The 18,286-nt window shown below is 56.3% G+C and carries 14 protein-coding genes; 6 read left to right on the top strand and 8 right to left on the bottom strand.

The features are described from left to right. Positions 1–14: 14 nt before the first annotated feature. The 6 genes from EI293_RS00430 to EI293_RS00455 all read right to left on the bottom strand — a co-directional run bounded on the left by EI293_RS00430 (position 15) and on the right by EI293_RS00455 (position 8,654). On the bottom strand, positions 15–1,328 hold the full coding sequence (locus tag EI293_RS00430; RefSeq protein ID WP_125434650.1) for a quinol:cytochrome C oxidoreductase: 1,314 nt from the start codon (positions 1,326–1,328) through the stop codon (positions 15–17). Positions 1,329–1,337: 9 nt separating this feature from the next. Then, a complete protein-coding gene (locus EI293_RS00435) occupies positions 1,338–2,081 on the bottom strand; it encodes a c-type cytochrome (protein WP_125434652.1) in 744 nt (247 codons plus the stop codon). Then, positions 2,081–2,605, bottom strand: coding sequence for a DUF3341 domain-containing protein (locus EI293_RS00440; RefSeq protein ID WP_044002828.1), 525 nt, complete (start codon positions 2,603–2,605; stop codon positions 2,081–2,083). Before EI293_RS00440 ends, EI293_RS00435 begins: the two co-directional genes overlap by 1 nt. Continuing rightward, positions 2,598–4,055: an NrfD/PsrC family molybdoenzyme membrane anchor subunit gene (gene nrfD, locus EI293_RS00445; protein ID WP_081768456.1), complete on the bottom strand. Its 1,458-nt coding sequence runs from the start codon at positions 4,053–4,055 to the stop codon at positions 2,598–2,600. The genes EI293_RS00440 and nrfD overlap by 8 nt, the downstream gene beginning before the upstream one ends. Positions 4,056–4,130: 75 nt before the next feature. Next, on the bottom strand, positions 4,131–7,172 hold the full coding sequence (locus EI293_RS00450) for a TAT-variant-translocated molybdopterin oxidoreductase (RefSeq protein ID WP_125434654.1): 3,042 nt from the start codon (positions 7,170–7,172) through the stop codon (positions 4,131–4,133). Between the two features lie 156 nt (positions 7,173–7,328). Next, positions 7,329–8,654: a c-type cytochrome gene (locus tag EI293_RS00455; protein WP_125434656.1), complete on the bottom strand. Its 1,326-nt coding sequence runs from the start codon at positions 8,652–8,654 to the stop codon at positions 7,329–7,331. Between the two features lie 403 nt (positions 8,655–9,057). On the opposite strand from EI293_RS00455, the gene rpsF reads away from it, so the two are divergent. From rpsF to priA, 5 genes are all read left to right on the top strand, one after another. Further along, positions 9,058–9,432: a 30S ribosomal protein S6 gene (gene rpsF, locus EI293_RS00460; RefSeq protein ID WP_044002831.1), complete on the top strand. Its 375-nt coding sequence runs from the start codon at positions 9,058–9,060 to the stop codon at positions 9,430–9,432. A gap of 4 nt (positions 9,433–9,436) precedes the next feature. Further along, the gene (gene rpsR, locus EI293_RS00465; RefSeq protein ID WP_044002832.1) at positions 9,437–9,688 is read left to right on the top strand and encodes a 30S ribosomal protein S18; all 252 of its coding nucleotides are present in this window, start codon (positions 9,437–9,439) and stop codon (positions 9,686–9,688) included. 115 nt (positions 9,689–9,803) lie between these two features. Next, positions 9,804–10,247, top strand: a complete 444-nt coding sequence (gene rplI, locus EI293_RS00470) for a 50S ribosomal protein L9 (RefSeq protein WP_044002833.1) — start codon at positions 9,804–9,806, stop codon at positions 10,245–10,247. Between the two features lie 292 nt (positions 10,248–10,539). Then, entirely contained in the window at positions 10,540–12,933 is a 2,394-nt protein-coding gene (locus EI293_RS00475; RefSeq protein WP_125434658.1) for a GSCFA domain-containing protein, read from the top strand. Positions 12,934–13,219: 286 nt separating this feature from the next. Beyond that, positions 13,220–15,766, top strand: a complete 2,547-nt coding sequence (gene priA, locus EI293_RS00480) for a replication restart helicase PriA (protein ID WP_211339453.1) — start codon at positions 13,220–13,222, stop codon at positions 15,764–15,766. 13 nt (positions 15,767–15,779) lie between these two features. Here the strand turns inward: priA and EI293_RS00485 are convergent, their stop codons facing one another. Then, entirely contained in the window at positions 15,780–16,253 is a 474-nt protein-coding gene (locus EI293_RS00485) for a hypothetical protein (RefSeq protein ID WP_125434662.1), read from the bottom strand. A 450-nt stretch (positions 16,254–16,703) separates the two neighbouring features. After that, on the bottom strand, positions 16,704–17,252 hold the full coding sequence (locus EI293_RS22000) for a hypothetical protein (RefSeq protein ID WP_170170181.1): 549 nt from the start codon (positions 17,250–17,252) through the stop codon (positions 16,704–16,706). A gap of 225 nt (positions 17,253–17,477) precedes the next feature. Here EI293_RS22000 and EI293_RS00495 point away from each other — a divergent pair, with 225 nt between their 5' ends. Beyond that, on the top strand, positions 17,478–18,251 hold the full coding sequence (locus EI293_RS00495) for a class I SAM-dependent methyltransferase (protein ID WP_125434664.1): 774 nt from the start codon (positions 17,478–17,480) through the stop codon (positions 18,249–18,251). The last annotated feature ends 35 nt before the right edge of the window (positions 18,252–18,286 follow it).

The following is an 18,286-nucleotide window of genomic DNA, read 5'->3' on the forward strand; positions in this document are numbered from 1 at the left end:
ACTCATGTCTGAATTTAGGTGGTATGGTGGATGCTCTCATCCAAGAACGGATGATGAATCGGTACCAGAGAAGCCTGCGACAGGCGTTTGGTCATCAAGGTCAGGAATGCACCCAGGAAAATAAGGGCCACGCCAATCTCAATTACAAACCCGTTTTCGGCCTTCATTGTTCCGGGCATGATAGCCAAGTAGAAGTCCGACCAGTGGCCAATCAGGATGGCGATGCTCACAATCTTCAGCATGATCATCTGACGCTTGGCGTCGCGGGTCATCAATACTAGGAAGGGAAACACGAAATTGATTGCCAAGTTGCCAAAGAACATCCACGTGTACTGGCCGTTGAAGCCACCCAAACGCTGGTTGAAGTAAACCGACTCTTCCGGAATGTTAGCGTACCAGATCAACATGAACTGGGAGAACCATACGTAGGTCCAGAAGATGCTGAAGCCGAACATGAACTTGCCCAAGTCATGCAGATGGCCTTCTTTCACCCACCGCAGATAACCGGCCTGCTTAAGCAGAATGGTGCACAACGTAATAGCTGCCAAACCCGACACCCACCAAGAGGCGAAGATGTACCAGCCGAACATGGTGGAGAACCAGTGCGTATCAACCGACATTACCCAGTCCCAAGCCGCAATGGGCGAAGAAACTGCGTAGATTACCAGGAATAGAGCCGCTACGTTAATGCTTTTGTGGAAGTACTCAGTACCGCCATTTAAGTCTTCTGCCAGTGACAGGTCGCGCAGCTTTTTGGTAAAAAAGGCCCATAGACCAAGGAACAAGACCATGCGAATCAGATAGAACGGCATGTTCAGGAAACCTGACTTGCCGGCAATTATTTCGTCGTAGTTCTCATTGCCCTTCTCCATGATGCCCGGAAGCGTCCAATGGAAGATATCATGGTTGATCAGGCTAATGCCAAATACAACAATCATGATAACCAAGCCAGGCAGCAGCCAAGCACTAAGAGCTTCAGCTACGCGCTTTACTAACACCGACCAACCAGCGTAAGCCACGTACTGGATAGCAACGAACACCGTTCCGATGGAGGCTACCCCCGTGAAGAATACGTTATTGTGCCAAAGGCTTACAATAAGCCGTTTGAGCCACGGCGCGCTGCCATGATGTTCGGCTGCGCCATGAGCGGCACCGTGGGCCGCAGCACCCGCTTCGTGGTGCGCGCCAATGCCCATCATGGACATGATGATACCAACCACGAGCAGAACAACGCCTGCCACCATGATGAGCATGAAGTTTTTACGGGTTCCCGGCGTAACCTCCAGGTATTCAGCCGTAACGCTTTCTTGATGCGTCAGAGTTGCCATAGAAGTAGATTAAATCGCCGTTCCGTTATTTGCTTTATCCCCCTGCCCTGGAGTTTCCGATGCTTTGTCGGAACCAGCCTTGGTAGGATTCTCTTTCATCTGCCCCGACGTAGTCGTGGAGTCAGCCGTCGGCACGTTGGCTTGAGCACCACCGGTTTTCACCATATCGGCTAAACCATCGGCACCCTTACCAAGTTGCAGAGCACGTACATACATGGCAATCTTCCAGCGTTCCTCAGGGTTTACCTGGGAGCCATGCGGCATCATGCGGTTACGTCCCCACTGAATCACGTGGTAAATGTGCCCGTCGTTCATGGTTTTGTAGGCACCTGCCGAGTAGTTAGGTACCCCTTTGAACTTGGCGCCTACCGGACCGTCACCGGCTCCACCTTCGCCGTGGCAATGCTGGCAATTGCGTGAGTACAGTACTTTACCTTCCTCCAGGTTTTCCTTGGTATAAGGAAACGGGTTGCGCAAAGTGGTTTCAGCAGTAGCCACATCGTCTTTGGCAATGTGGGTGTAATATGTGGCTTTACCCCGGGCTACTGTGCCCACCGCGGGGGTGCGCTCATTGATGCCCATTGGGTTGATGGTGTTGGCATTGACCTGACGCAACGGGTCGTACGGGATACCTTCGTACATCTCCGGAGCGTACTCCAGACCAGGGTCATCGGCGCGGTTGCAGGCGGTGGTGAACACCGATGCCAGCAGAACCGCCGACGCTTGCAGAGTTAGTTTCAGCGAGTGCGTCATTAGAACTTAGACATTTCTTTTTGGTTCACCTCCGAAGCCCCGTTGTCACGCAACAGCTGGGTCAGCTTGGTCATATCGGTGTTTTCATTCACCTCAATGGCCACTACAAACTTGTCGTCGGTAGAGCGGACATCCAGTACTGGCGTCTTCCAGCGTGGATAGAGTTTGCTGATGGTATAGAAGGTAATTACCATACCGTGGCAGCAGAAAAGTACCGTTAACTCGAACGATACCGGGATGAAAGCCGGTAGCGCAATGTGGGGTTTACCACCGATGATCATCGGCCAGTCGAAGCCCAGCGTGTAGATCTGCAGCCACAGGGCGAAGCACAGACCCGTCAGACCGAAGAAGAAGGCCGCAATGGGCAGACGGGAACGTTCGATACCGAGAGCATCATCCATCCCGTGAATTGGGAATGGCGTGAATACTTCGTAGATCTTAACGCCCGCTTCGCGGACGTTTTCAACGGCGTGCAGCAGCACGTCTTCGTCGTCGAAGATGCCGAGGGCGAAGCGCTTAGTCATGCTTATCGTAGTTTACAGAGGCCGAGGCGGGAACTCCGTGGGTGGTAGCAGGCTGATGAGCGTGGTGGGCAGCGTCATGACCAGTATAGGTCGGGCCGTTGTCCACTGTATATTTCAGTACCGACTTCACTTCTGCCATGTTGATTACCGGGAAGAATTTGGCAAACAACAGGAACAGGGTAAAGAACAGACCGATAGTACCAACGTAGATGCCGATGTCGATAATAGTGGGCGAGAACATAGCCCAGCTCGACGGCAGGTAGTCACGGTGTAGCGAGGTTACGATAATCACGAAACGCTCGAACCACATCCCAATGTTCACAATAATCGACAGGATGAAGGTCAGCGGAATGCTGTAACGCACCCGACGGAACCACACCAGCTGCGGGGTAATTACGTTGCAGGTCATCATCGACCAGTAAGCCCACCAGTAAGGACCGGTAGCACGGTTGATGAAAGCGTACTGCTCGAATTCTACGCCCGAGTACCAGGCAATGAAGAATTCCGTGATGTAAGCCACACCTACAATCGAGCCCGTAATCATCATGATTTTATTCATGAGGGCAATGTGCTCGATGGTGATGTAATCTTCCAGCTTAAATACTACCCGGGTAATGAGCATCAGCGTCAGTACCATGGCGAAGCCGGAGAAGATGGCACCAGCTACGAAGTAAGGAGGGAAGATGGTGGTGTGCCAGCCCGGTACAACCGAGGTAGCAAAGTCCATCGATACAATGGTGTGTACCGAAAGTACCAGCGGCGTCGAAACGCCAGCTAAAATCAGCGAAACCGTTTCGTAACGGCTCCAGTGCTTGGCCGAGCCTTTCCAGCCGAAGCTCAGCAACGAATAAGCTACTTTAGCAATTGGACCTTTGGCCCGGTCACGGATAGTAGCGAAGTCGGGTACCAGACCGGTGTACCAGAATACCAACGACACCGAGAAGTAGGTCGAAATGGCGAATACGTCCCACAGCAGCGGCGAGTTGAAGTTCACCCACAGGGACCCAAAGGTGTTTTGCAGCGGGAAAACCCAGAAAGCCAGCCACGGACGGCCCATGTGCAGAACCGGGAACATAGCGGCGCAGATTACGGCGAAAATCGTCATAGCTTCTGCGGCACGGTTGATGGAGGTACGCCACTTCTGACGGAACAGCAGCAATACGGCCGAAATCAGCGTGCCGGCGTGACCAATACCTACCCACCACACGAAGTTGGTGATGTCCCAGGCCCAGCCAACGGTTTTGTTCAGACCCCACTCCCCGATACCGTACCAGAGAGTGCGGTATACCGAGTAGAAGAAGACACCGAGGAGCAGAAGGGCGACGCTCAGGGCCGCCATCCACCGAACATTCGGGGCGGCTTCTACCTGGCGGCACACGTCCTGGGTGACGTCGTGGTACGTTTTCCCCCCGGTAACGAGCGGCTCCCGTACAGGCGATACGTGCTGCATAGTTTTTGGACTTAAAGGAGTAAAGAGGGAGGGCAATAGTGCGGTAGGCTCTTCTGCCCTCCCCCGGCTCGGTTTCTAGGCGTTGAAATCTGACTTGTCCGTGTTGCGGATTTTGGTCAGGTAGGTGATGTTCGGCTGTACGTTAATTTCGTCGAGTACATGGAAAGCCCGCTCCCCGTCTTCGCGACGCAACAGCTGCGAAATCCGCGACTCGGGGTCACGCATATCACCGAATACGATGGCCTGCGTAGGGCAGGACTGGGCGCAAGCCGAAACGATTTCGCCATCCTTCGGACGACGTTTCTGCTTCTTGGCTTCAAGTTTACCGAGCTGGATCCGCTGCACGCAGAGCGAGCATTTCTCCATCACACCACGAGCCCGAACCGTTACATCGGGGTTCAGCACCATGCGGCCCAGGTCGGTGAACATGTGGCCGTTTACAGTTTCGAACTTCTCGTTGGTGTAGTACGAGAACCAGTTGAAGCGACGAACCTTATATGGGCAGTTGTTAGCGCAGTAACGCGTACCTACGCAACGGTTGTAGGTCATCTGGTTCAGGCCTTCCGAGCTGTGCGTGGTAGCCAGTACGGGGCACACGGTTTCGCAGGGTGCATGATTGCAATGCTGGCACATCATCGGCTGGAAGATAACCGAGGGATTCTCGGAGGGGTCTTCCATGGCAGCATAAGTGCTCAGCTTGCCTTTGGTTTCGAAGTCAGACTTGTGGGCATCAGAGCTGTAATACCGGTCGATCCGCATCCAATGCATTTCCCGACGGTTAATTACCTCCTGCTTGCCTACTACCGCCACGTTGTTCTCAGCCTGACAGCCAACTACGCACGAGCCGCAGCCGATGCAGGAGTTGAGGTCGATGGCCATGCCCCAATGGTGGTTCTTGTATTCGTAATCCTGCCACAACGAAACTTTGCTGGGCTTCTGCGGACCGTCCGGAGTGGAAATCGTAACGTATTCCGTTACCTCCTTGGGGTCTTTGATATACTGGGCCAGCGTAGCTTCCTGCACCACCGGCTTGCGGTCCATGATGGTGTGGTGAGTCTGCGTCTGCGCAATCGGCTCTTTAGTGCCGGTGGCAGCCAGAGCAGCAGCAGCCGTGTAGCTGATGGCATCGTTACGCATAGCCAACAAGGGCAACACGTTAGCGCCAAGGCCATTGCCTACTTTACCGGCCTTCATTCGGCCGTAGCCCAAAGCAATACCGATAGTACCGGCGGCCTGACCCGGCTGGATCAGTACGGGCAGTTCTACTGACTTACCGTTTACGGTTACTTTCACTACATCACCTTGCTCCCATTTCTGGGCCACAGCGTAGGCGCGAGGTACGGTTACATAGTTACCCCAAGTTGCCTTTGTAATAGGATCAGGCAGTTCCTGCAGCCAAGGGTTGTTGGCATCAGCACCGCTGCCGATACCCACTTTCTCGTACACCGCCAGTTCCAGACCTGAAGGCTTGGGAGACGATTTAATAGCAGCAATTGCAGCATTTACATCGAGTGCAGGAGCCGCTTGAGCGGGAGCAGCCGGAGCAGCCGAACCCATGGCTACACCATCATGCACTGCTTTATCCCAGGCTTTGTTGAAATCACCACCCAGAACGCCTTTCCACTGAGCGCGGAGGTAGTTGTAGTACGTGGTAGGATTGCCAGCCCAAGTCAGGAGCGAATCCTGCGCCTGACGCGTGGCGAAGAGCGGCGTGATAACGGGCTGAGCCAAGCTCAGATAACCCCGCTTAGGCTCATAGTCATTCCACGACTCCAGGAAGTGGTGGTCAGGAGCAGCATACGTGCACAATTCGCCGGTTTCGTCCAGCCGGTCGTTCAGCGAAATGGTCGTGCGGACTTTACCAGTTTTCAGCGCGGTTGCCAGTTCGGCACCCATCGGGTGGTCGAACACAGGGTTGGCGTTGTAGAAGATAACGGCACCAACTTGTCCGGCGCTGATAGCTTTGAGCAGGTTGCTCATTTTGGCATCATCTCCCTGACGAATCAGAGAAGGATTAGCCACGTCAACAGCCGCCGAACCCAGACGCTGGTTGATGGCCGTAACGAGGGCCTGCACCGCCGGATCATTAGAGCCCGATACAACGAGGCCACGCGAGCCAGCCTTCTGCAGAGCAGCAGCAGCAGCGGCTACTTTTTTGGATTTATCGGCATAAGCCGAAGCGTTGCCGCCACCCACAACCACGTTGTACACGGCCAGCACAGCTTCGCCCAGTTCCGAGGGCTTCAGCGGCTCGCGTACATCGGCGTTGGAGCCGGTCAGCGACATGTTGGTTTCGAACTGGTAGTGGCGCGACATGCTGCGCTTTTCGCTCGAAACCTTGCGGTTGGCTACGTATTGACGAGCAAACTCCACGGGCGACAACCAAGTACCCAGGAAGTCAGCGTCGAAGCTGACAATCGTATCGGCTTTGCTGAAATCGTACGCGGGCAGCACACCACCATTGGCGCGCAGCAGGCCCGAGGCCGAGTTCACATCGTACATCACATGCTCGGTGCCCGCGAAGCGGCCAGCAAATTCGGCCACTACCTTTTTGGTAGAGGGGCTGATGATGGTGTGCGATACAATGGCAATCCGACCAGCGCCAGCCAGTGCATTCCGCACTTCCTGGTCCAGCTGGTCTTTGTCAACTTTGGCACCCTTCTTAGCGAAGTGCTGCAGACGAGCTCCGTCGTACAGGCTCAGCACAGCGGCCTGAGCGCGAGCCGACAAACCACCACGCGTGATGGGCGACTCAGGGTTACCTTCCAGCTTAATCGGACGGCCCTCGCGGGTTTTCACCAGTACACTGTTGTAGTCCTGGCCGTTGAAGAAGGTGGAGGCGTAAAAGTTGGCAATACCCGGATCTACCTCTTCAGGCTTGTTGAGGTAGGGAATAGCCTTTTTGATCGGGGTTTCGCAGCTGGCGAGGGTGGCGGCGGCTAAGCCGAAGCCCATGAGCTTGAGGAAGTCGCGGCGAGGGGCTACCGTGGCATCCGAGGTGCCATGGGTTTCCTTCACCGGCAGGAAGTCTGCAAACTCCGTGAGTGCATTCTTCACGAACTCCGGTGAGTTCTCCAGTTCCTCAATTCCCTTCCAGTACTTAGGCGACTCTTGCATCGTGTTTTTGGAACTTAGGGTCTTAGGGACTTAGCGACTTGGATTCTGAGGCCCGGTAAGTCTCTAAGCAGGCTGTTTGTTAAGGTAGGTGAGGCCCTGAAGACCTCTGCCACCGAACATCAGTTCCGTAGCGGAGGCCTTCAAGGCCCTAGCTTGCTAGTAGTGGCACTTTGAGCACTCCGTACCACCGTTCGACGATACCGTGAAGGGCACTGCGCCGTTCTCGGTGTCATGTAGCTTCACGAGGTTGTCGTAGTAGCCGTTGCCCTTGGTGTTGAGCGGAGTCTCGCGGTGACAGTTGATGCACCAGCCCATGGTGAGCGGCGAATACTGGTATACCACTTCCATGTTCTGGATAGGACCGTGGCAGGTCTGGCACTCGATGCCACCCACTTGGGTGTGCTGCGAGTGGTTGAAGTAGGCCAGATCGGGCAGGTTGTGAATCCGAACCCACTGAATTGGCTGCTTACGCTCAATGGCGCGGTAGATTTTCTTGATTTCCGGCGACTCCGTTTTGATCTGCGAGTGGCAGTTCATACAGATGTTCGGGGAAGGAATGTTAGCCGACTTGCTCTTGTACACCGAAGTGTGGCAGTAGGCGCAGTTGATCTGGTTTTCGCCAGCGTGCAGTTTGTGCGAGAAGGCAATCGGCTGGGTAGGCTGGTAGCCCTGCTGCAGACCTACGCCCATAGCTCCCTGAACAGATTCATATAGTACCGCCAGCACAAACACCACACCCACAATAGCCCGCACGGCCGTCGATTTGTAGATTTTCGAGAAATCGAAGCGCTGCTCCATCACTTCCCGGTCGCGGCCGTCGAGGTCCTTGCGACCACGCAGCACATCCTTCATGATGTTGGCAATGATGACCAGCGTTACCACCAGTACAATCAGCACAACCACCAGCACGATCAGCAGGATGTTCATCGACTTGCCACCATCAGCTTCTTCACCAGCAACCGCACCACCACCATCAGCAGTGGCAGCACCGCCATCTACTTTCGCAGCTGGAGCACCAACACCTTCCTGCGAAGTCGTGTAGGCAATAATCGAGGTGATTTCAGCGTCCGACAGCTGGAAGCTGGGCATCTGCTGCTTCTGATACTGGTTGTAGATTTTCACCGCATACTCGTCGCCGCTGGCCACCAGTTTGCTGGAATTCTTGATCCATGGAATAATCCAGGACATGGGGCGACGCTTAGTGATACCGGCCAGGGCCGGACCCACTACCACCTCATTTACAGCGTGGCATTGGGCGCAATTGCCTTTAAAAAGAGCGTCGCCGGCAGCAATAGCGGCGGGGTCACCGGTGGTTGCGCCAGCAGCAGCAGCGGGGGCAGCGGCCGCCGTAGCGCCGGGTGCCACGCCTGCTTTGCTCGGATCAGCGGCCGTGCCTTGGGCGAAGGACGAGCCTACGCTGACAAAGAACAGAAACAGAGCGAGAAAGAGGCGGGTAAGGGGACGTAGTCGGATGCTATCCATAGCACAGTTTGACTGAAAAAAAGAAACGCGGGGGTGCTTCAAGGCCACAAATGTAGGTTGGGAAACCCAGAGAACAAACCGGCCCGGGCTAATTTTCGCCCTTTGCCAGAAGCTTAGAATCATTCTAAAAACCACAAAATCCGCAATTTTCACGGCTTTCTTGTGTGTGTTTCCCGGCCCGCCATCATCGGTTGACTGCCTATCGTTAAGGTAATCTGAATGGCTTACCGTTTGCCTTCCAGATGAATACCACCCAACGGCTAATAGGTTTGCCAATTGACTACCAAATGCTTACAATCTGAGTATTTATAGATAAAGTATAGCAGGCTGGTAGCAGAGTGGAGTAATTCCTGTTATCTTTGCCCCTCATTTAGTTTTTCACGTCAAATTTCACCCCGTCGTAATGGCAGTAAGAAATTACGAGACGGTCTTCATTCTGACTCCCGTATTGAACGAGAGCCAAGTGCAAGAGACGGTCGAGAAGTTCTCGCAGGTGCTTAAGGAAAATAGCGCCGACATCATCAACACTGAAGCTTGGGGCCTCAAAAAGCTGGCGTACCCAATTCAGAAAAAGAACACCGGTTATTACTTCCTCGTGGAGTTCACTGGTGAAGGTAACGTCGTAGACACGCTGGAACTCGCGTTCCGTCGTGACGAGCGGGTTATCCGTTTCCTCACTACTGTTCTGGACAAGCACGCCGTGGCTTACGGTACGCGTCGTCGCAAAGGCGAAATGAACCAGCAGAAAGTTAAACAATCGGAAGCCGTAGCCCAATAATACGATGAGCCTCGCCAACGAAAAGATCCACAAGCAGGATACCCGCAAGAAGTACTGCCGCTTCCAGAAGAACGGCATCAAGTACGTTGATTACAAAGACCCGAACTTCCTGCTGAAGTTTGTGAACGAGCAGGGCCGCATTCTGCCCCGCCGCATCACCGGCACCAGCCTGAAGTTCCAGCGCAAAGTAGCTCAGGCCGTGGCTAAAGCCCGTCACCTGGCCCTGATGCCCTACGTAACCGACTCGTTGAAATAGATTGTAGACCTGAGACAGTTAGAAGTGAGAAGTGAGACTGTATTCTATTCAGCCCTAGGGCAGTCGGAACATAGTCTCACTTCTCATCTCTCTCAGTCTCACTTCTCATAAAGACATGGAAGTAATTCTGAAAGACGACGTTAAAGGTCTGGGTTACAAGAACGACATCGTTGCTGTAAAGCCCGGCTACGGCCGTAACTATCTGCTCCCGCAGGGTCTGGCCGTGCTGGCCGACAAGACCAACAAGAAAATCGTAGCCGAAAACGTACGCCAAGCGGCCCACAAAGCTGACAAGGTGAAAGGCGATGCCCAAGGCGTAGCTGACCAGATCGGTGATATGGTGCTGGACATTCCGGCTAAAGTGGGTGAAAGCGGCCGTATCTTCGGTCGGGTAACCACGCTGCAGCTGGCCGATGCTCTGAAAGCCAAAGGCATCGACGTAGACCGCAAGCGTCTGTCGTTCGACTCGGAGCCCAGCGCTGTTGGCGAGTACACTGCTACCGCCGACCTGCACCGCGAGGTGAAGCACAAAGTGCGCTTCAACGTAGTAGCTGAATAAGCTGCTACCTGCGAACAGGTTTTTTTTAAACAAAACGCCCGGTTGCTTTGGCAACCGGGCGTTTTGTTTGGCTATCCTTCGTTGTGAAGCCATACTATTGCGACCTTTACGCGTAGAACCGGTAGCTGGCACCTATAACCGGTCTGGCCGGCTTGCACTCCGTCTTTTTATTTCGGTAGCAACCTCATCCGCGTCTGGTAGGCGCGCGCTTGCAGAGGAAGCCGTTTGGCTGAACGCAAGATGTTAAGTAGGTTGCCCGTCCGTTGGCCCGCCGAGGGCCGTATTACATCCAATGTTTCGAACTGAACTACCGCTGACGCCTCATCCCCAACAGCTGCCGCATTCGGCTCGGGTACTGACGATAGGCTCCTGTTTTTCGGATTCCATCGGCTCCCGCCTGACCGAGTTCAAGGTCGCGACGATGGCAAATCCGTTTGGTACCGTTTTCAATCCTATTTCGGCCTGTAAGCTGTTGCGCGCCGCTGCCGGTGAAGACATGGACTGGCAGCAGCACCTGGTGGAAGCCCGGGGCCGCTGGCAAAGCCACGACCTGCACGCTGAACTCGGGGCTGACTCCCCGGTGGAGCTATTGCAGCGCATCCAGACGCTGACCCGGGAAGCGGGCGTGTTTCTGGCTACGGCCGATGCCGTGGTGCTCACGCTGGGCTCGGCATTTGCTTATCGTCTGCGGGAAACGGACGAAATCATCAGTAACTGCCATAAGCTGCCCGCCGATAAGTTCGAGAAGGAACTACTGACGGCCGATGACATTATTGCGGCCGTGGCGGAAACCCACGCGTATCTGCGGCGCATTAACCCGCGCCTGCGCTTTATTCTGACGGTGAGCCCGGTGCGCCACCTGAAAGACACACTGGTGCTGAACTCAGCCAGCAAATCGATGCTGCGTGTGGCGTGTCACTATTTGAGCGAGTTGCTGCCCGACGTGACGTATTTCCCGGCCTACGAGCTGTTGCTGGACGATTTGCGCGACTACCGCTTCTATGCCACCGACATGCTGCACCCTTCGGAAGTAGCGGAGAATTACGTGTGGGAACGGTTTACCCGTACGTATTTCGATGCGGCGTTCGGACGGTTCAAGAAGGAATGGGAAAGCCTGCGGCTGGCCTTGGGCCACCGGCCATTGTACGCGGGCGCGCCGGAGCATCGGCAGTTTCTGGAGTCCACGCTGGAGCGTTTGCGTAAGATTAGCTCCCAGGCCGACGTGCGGATGGAAACGCTGCACGTGGAGCGGGAACTGGCCGCTTTACCTCTCCCAATTGTTCCCTCGATACAGGAACCTGAGTACGAAGACGACGGCGAGGAACGAATTGACATCGGCGCATATGCCGAAGAAACGCCCGTTACTCCGGCTGCAGAGGTTATTGTGCATTCCCAGGAAGCACCTGTTCGTGTGCCGGAGGCTCCCTCCTACTCTCGGGCTTCGCTACTGGGTAAAGGTGCCGGCATGCTGCTGGAAACCGACGAGCCGGATGCGGACGATGATGCAGCCGAAGAAGAGAAAGCGCTGCCCTCACCCGTTGCTGCCGAACCGGCTTCTGCTGAAGTAGCTTACGAACACGCTTACGCCGCCGGCCTGGCCGACGGGCCGGAAGCAGATGAGGATGAGGATTCAGCCGAAGAGACACTGGAAGAAGCCGGACGGCGCAAGAAGCGTCGTTCCCGCGGTGGAGCCAAGCGCACCAAGCGCAAGCACGCCCGGTTAGCGGCCGAAGCAGCTGCCAGCGGCACCGCTACCGTTCAGGAAGAACCAGCAGTTTCTGTTCCAGTAGAACCAGAAATCCTACCAGCGGCTGAAACCATAGAAGCAGAGCCGGCATCGGAAGTAGTCTACATCACCGAAGAGCAGTTGCGGCAGCCGTCGGTGACGGTACCAGCAGAGGATTCGGCAGAGATGTTAGCAGAAGAAATAGCACCTCGTGTCCGCAATAACCGTCGTGACAAGCGGGAACGGCCACCCCGCACGGGAGTACGCTCGGGTCGTCAGCCGTTGTACGCGGAATCCGACGCGGATACAACAGCTGCACCGGCTGAATTTGAAGTATCCGCTGCCGTTATTAATCTGCCGGAAGCCCCGGCTTTGCCACCGGTAGCCGCTTCTTTGCCCGCTGCCGTGGAAATTCCGGTAACTGAGCCGCAGACAGCTGAGCCGGTCGCTCCCGTGAAGCCCAAGGCCGCCCCTAAGCCGCGTGTCCGGAAGGCTCCGGTTCGGCAAAAGCCCGTTGCGACAACACCGGAGGAAATACCGGTTATAGAAATACCCGTAGCAGCTGTTGCCGAAATTGCACCGGAGGTGGCTCCGGAAGCTCCTGCTCCTGCTGCACCCAAGCCGCGCCGCCGGGCCGCACCGAAGAAAAAGGCAGTTGTTCCCGAAACAGTTACAGAGCTACCAGCTGCCCCGCAGCCCGTGGCACCTGTTGTTCCAGAGCCAGTAGTTTCTGAAACTCCTGCTCCGGTAGCGGCGGCTCGCAAACGAGCCCCTCGTAAGCCTAAGGTCACTGCAGTGACGGCAACCCCAGCAACTGAACCGACACCGGCACCCAAACCTGCTGTTATTCCGGAGCCGGTTGCTGCTCCAGAACCGGTGCCTGAACCAAAGCCGGCCACCAAGCGAAAACCGCGGCCACCCCGTCGCAAACCGTCGGCTGACGCTCCCGAAACTACCTAAAATAAAACCCGGCCCCTATCGGCCGGGTTTTACTTTTACCGGGCCATTACGAAGCCAGCGTAGGGCCTAAGATTGTGAGCCTGATGTTCAGTTGCCAACCAGTACCGGAGCACTTACCGCAAGCAGCTGCGGGCCTGCTAATTTACCGATGGGCTTCCCTCACGGCGGCAAGCGGCGTATCTTTACTACTTGTTGCCGACGACAACGCAACCGGTCCAACCGGGCTTGCGCGAGTCCTGTAGCGCCCTTACATGGCCGCGCCTCCACCTCTTGCTTTTGCCTTCCTTTGAGTCTTACGTTTGATTTTGTTCAGCACCAGCCGGAACCCGCTGCCGACCGCCTCACGCTGTTTGCGGATGTGATTCTGCCGTTACCGTTGCCCAGGCTGTACACTTACCGCGTGCCATTCGAGCTGAATGATCAGGTAGTGGTAGGTGGCCGCGTGATTGTACAGTTCGGGGCTAAACGGACGCTCAGCTGCATTGTGGCGGCCGTGCATGAGCAACCACCCAAGGAGTATCAGGCCAAATACATCCTCGAATTCATTGACGATGCGCCGGTCGTGACGCAGCCTCAACTCAAGCTGTTTCGCTGGATGGCCGATTACTACCTCTGCACGCTGGGCGAGGTAATCAACGCCGCCTTACCGGCCGCCCTCAAGCTCAGCTCCGAAAGCCGGGTGCAGCTGCATCCCGCTTTCGAGGCGGAAACCAACCCGTATCCGCTCAGCGAGCAGGAGCAGAAAGTAGTGGATGCCCTCAGTACCGGCGAGGAAGGCAAGTCGATGACGTTTACGGAGGTGGGCGACCTGCTGGGCATTGCGTCCTTCCACAAGTACATCAAGTCGTTGATGCAAAAGGACGTGGTGTTTCTGTTCGAGCACCTCCAAGATAAGTACTCGCCGAAGGTGCTGAAGAAGGTTCGGCTGGCGCATCAGTATATTTCGGAGGCGGCCATTGAGCAGCTGTTTGCCCAGCTGGCCAGCAAGAGCAAGCAGTTGGACGTGGTGATGCGCTATCTGCAGCGGGTGCCCGTGTACCAGAACGAGCACGCCAACCACAAAGGCCTGGAAAAGGCGGCCCTGACTTCGGCCCCGCACCTCTCCCCTTCCGCCGTGAATACGCTCATCAAAAACGGCGTACTGGAACAGTTCGACCAGATTGTGTCGCGGTTTCCGCTGGATGAGGACGATGCCGAGGCCAAAATTCACTTCACCCTGAGCGAGGCCCAGCAGACGGCCCGCCAGGACATCATGCGCCAGTTTCAGGACAAGGACATTGTGCTGCTACACGGCGTGACGGGAGCCGGCAAAACGGAAATCTACATCGACCTGATCAAGCAGGCCCTCGACGGCGGCGGGCAGGTGTTGTACCTGCTGCCCGAAATTGCCCTGACAGCACAGATTGTGACCCGGCTGATGCGCGTCTTCGGTTCGCGGCTGGGGGTGTACCACTCCAAATTCTCGGATAACGAGCGGGTGGAAGTGTGGAATGGGGTGCTCTCGGGCCGCTTTCAGGTGGTGGTGGGCGTGCGGTCGGCCATTTTCCTGCCCTTCGATAACCTGGCCCTCACGATTGTGGACGAGGAACACGAGTCGAGCTACAAGCAGTACGACCCGGCCCCGCGCTATAACGCCCGTGAAGTGGCTCTGATGATGGCCAATTTCCAGGGCTCCAAAACCCTGCTGGGCTCCGCCACGCCGGCGGTAGAAACCTATTATCAAACGCGTACCGGCCGCTACGGCCTGGTGGAGCTGACCAAGCGGTTCGGCGAAGCCGGCCTGCCCGAAATTGAGCTGGTGGACACCCGCAAAAGCCGGGAGCAGAAAACCATGCTCAACCACTTCACGCCCGAGTTGATGGCCGAGATGGAGCGCAAGCTGGCGTTGCAGGAGCAGATTATTCTGTTCCAGAACCGCCGCGGCTACGCCCCGTTCATCAACTGCCTCGACTGCGGCTGGATTCCGAAGTGCCAGAGCTGCGCCGTGAGCCTGAGCTACCACAAGCACAGCCATGAACTGCGCTGCCACTACTGCGGCTACCACGAGCGGATGGTGGCGCAATGCCCGGCCTGCGGCTCGCGCAACGTAAAAACGGTGGGCTTCGGCACTGAAAAGCTCGAAGACGACCTCAAAGTAATGCTGCCCGCCGCCAACGTGCAGCGCATGGACCTGGATACGACGCGGGCTAAAAACGCCTACCAGCAGATTATTTCGGAGTTCGAAAAGCAGAACACTAATATTCTGGTGGGTACGCAGATGGTGACCAAGGGCCTGGACTTTGCCAACGTGAGCCTAGTGGGTATCATCAACGCCGACAGCATTATTCACTACCCCGATTTCCGGGCGCACGAGCGGGCGTTTCAGATGTTCGTGCAGGTGAGCGGGCGGGCGGGCCGCAAGGGCAAAAAGGGCAAAGTAATCATCCAGACCGGCGACCCGGAGCAGGTGATTTTCGACAAGGTGATTCGCAACGATTACCTGGAATTCTACGAGTACGAGATTCTACAGCGACGCGAACATGGCTACCCGCCGTTTATGCGCATCATCCGCCTCACGGTGAAGCATATGGATGTGAGCGTGGGCGAACGGGCCGCCATCCAGCTTACTCAGGAACTGGTAGACCGGCTGGGCCGGGAGGCCGTGCTGGGGCCGGAGGCACCCTACATCTTCCGTATCCGCAACTTTTACCTGCAGGAAATCACCATCAAGCTGAGCCGGGAGCATACCGTACTACGCGCTGCCAAAACGGATATGCTGGCTGCCATCGACTTTTTGCGCGACCAGAAGGAGTTCAAGCAGGTGCGCTTCGCCGTGGACGTAGACCCGATGTAGCTCAGGGCCGCTGCTATATCGCGCTGACGCTGATAATCAGGCCCGAAATCAGCAGGATCAAGCCGGGCAGCCCGAAAAACAGGAGCCCATACGGTGACAGCAGAGCGCCGGCGGCCAGTAGCACCGCCCCGCCTATCAGGAGCCCGATACCTATTTTCCGCAAGGGCCGGTTGCTGGGCCCCGATGTAGCAGAGGCCGGGGTTTCTGCAGTGGCGGGCGTAGTGCCTTTTCGCGCCTGTCGGCGGGCCTCCCGCTTCAGCCGCTGCCGACCGTTTTTACCTTGATAGAGCAGTAGCGCGACTCCAACCGGAATTGCAGACAACGCTATAAGGACCAGAAAAATACCTCCCCAGTCAGTACCCGAGCCAGAATCCGAATCGGAATTGACGACAAGTGTTACGAGCCCGGCCGCCACCAGCGTCCCACCAATTACGTTTACGGTGGTAGTAGCAGGATCGGGAACTGAGGCGTCAGTGCCGGAAGACATGGCCGGGGTTGAAGCAGCCTGTGGCCAGCCCCGTCCTACCGGCCGGCCATAGAGCGTATCGGGCGCACTTGCCACCGTTGATGGTTGCGCTATGGGCCGATTATGAGGTGCAATCAATGGGAGCGTTGGTGTGACAGAAGCCCCACCATGGCTATTGGCTTCAAGCACCGGCGGGTCGGCAGCTGCTACCGGAGCAGGTTGGGATGACGGAAGGGCATGATAGGCCGGCGCATCGGGCCGGAAAGCAGCAAATCGGCTGCTTTGGCAACCACTCACTAGCATAGTGAGCACCAGAATACTCCACGAAACAAAGCGCATGAGTAGAATTATGATAAAGTGAATAAAAACAAGTGGCTAACGAGCGGCAAACAACGCATAAGTAAGGACATAAAAAAACGCCCTGGTAGCTACCAGGGCGTTTTCTATTTACGACAGAGTTACTCCGACGATTTACACTTCGTCGAGCAGACCGAGTACGATGAACACGATGCCGATAATGGCAATGACGGTACCCAGAATCGGGACAATCAGACCTACCAGAATACCAATCAGCAGCAGGATAATACCGAGCTTGATGTTCCGGCTGATGGCATTAGCATCTTCCTTGGCGGCAACCTCCGATTTCTTATTTACCTGTGCTTTAGCTGACAGCTTGTTGGCCTGTTTCGTCAGCTTGGCAACCAGGGCCTTCTGAGCGAAGTTCAGCTTGGGAGCCGGAGCAGCAGCTTTGGCCGGGGCGGCAGCTACAGCAGGCTTTTCGGCAGCTACCGGGGCAGCAACGGCGGGTGCAGCAACGGCCGGATTGCTTACTTCAGTGGTAGCGGGGGCTTGGGCTACAGCAACCGGAGCAGGCGTTACCGCTACGGCGCGCTGAGTGCCGTGGTAGGCCGAGGAGGTCTTGGGCAGCATGGCGTACTCGGCGCGGTTGCAGCTGCTGAGGGCTACGGCTACGGCGGCAACGGCCGTAAGCTTGTGGAGGAGACCGGACAGGTGCTTCATAGGGAAAGGGGGTTAGTGAATGGTATGCAAACGGGTCTTGTACGGGCCAAATTAGGAAAAGGCGGCAAAAAACAGGATTTATTCTTTCTGTAGTACAGTCTTTTTTAGCGACTGGAAAGCATACGGCTCTGCATATGCGTTAGTTACTATGTTCAACATTTGTTCCGCCCGAACCCTTATCGGCAGGTAAATGTTGAGCCTGCACTGTTACTTTGTGCCGTGCATATGCCGTTCCATCCCAAGTTCCTGTTGCTGATAAGTACCGCTGGTCTGCTGCTCGGGCCGCTGGCCTGTACCCAGCCGCTCACCGAAAGTACTGCCGCCCAGCTTACCGAAGCGCGCCGCCAAGCCGCCCCTGATACCAGCGGCTATGAGCGTCGCGCGCCGCAGGACCTCAATGGCATTGGCAAATACTACCTGGGCCGCCAGATTGCGCACGTAATGGGCCACGAAGGCGCTTCCTGGCTGGAACGCGCCGACCGGCAGCAGGAGGAAGGCACTGACATTCTGCTGCGGGAGTTGAACTTGAAGCCTACTGATGTAGTAGCGGACATTGGAGCCGGCACCGGCTTTTTCACCTTCCGGATAAGTCCGCTGGTACCCCGGGGCCGGGTGCTGGCCGTGGACATTCAGCCGGAGATGCTAACGGCCCTGCGCGAAACCAAGGACCGGCTGCAGGTCCGCAACGTGGTGCCGGTGCGCGGCACTACTGATAATCCCAACCTGCCCGCCAAAGGCGTGGATGTGGTACTCATTGTAGATGCATACCACGAGTTCGACCATCCCCGGGAAATGATGCGGGCCATCCGGAACTCCCTTGCTCCGGCGGGCCGGGTAGCATTGGTGGAATACCGGGCGGAAGACGCTGAGGTGCCCATCAAGCGCATTCACAAGATGAGCATCGCCCAGGCCCGGCGCGAAATGGCGGCCCTGGGGTTACGCCTGACGGATTCCATTGAATCGTTGCCGCAGCAGCATCTGCTGATTTTCCAGCGCTAACTCCGGCCGGGCTGATCTGGTGGCTGGGTGGCACG

Source organism: Hymenobacter perfusus (genome assembly GCF_003944765.1).
Lineage (GTDB): Bacteria > Bacteroidota > Bacteroidia > Cytophagales > Hymenobacteraceae > Hymenobacter > Hymenobacter perfusus.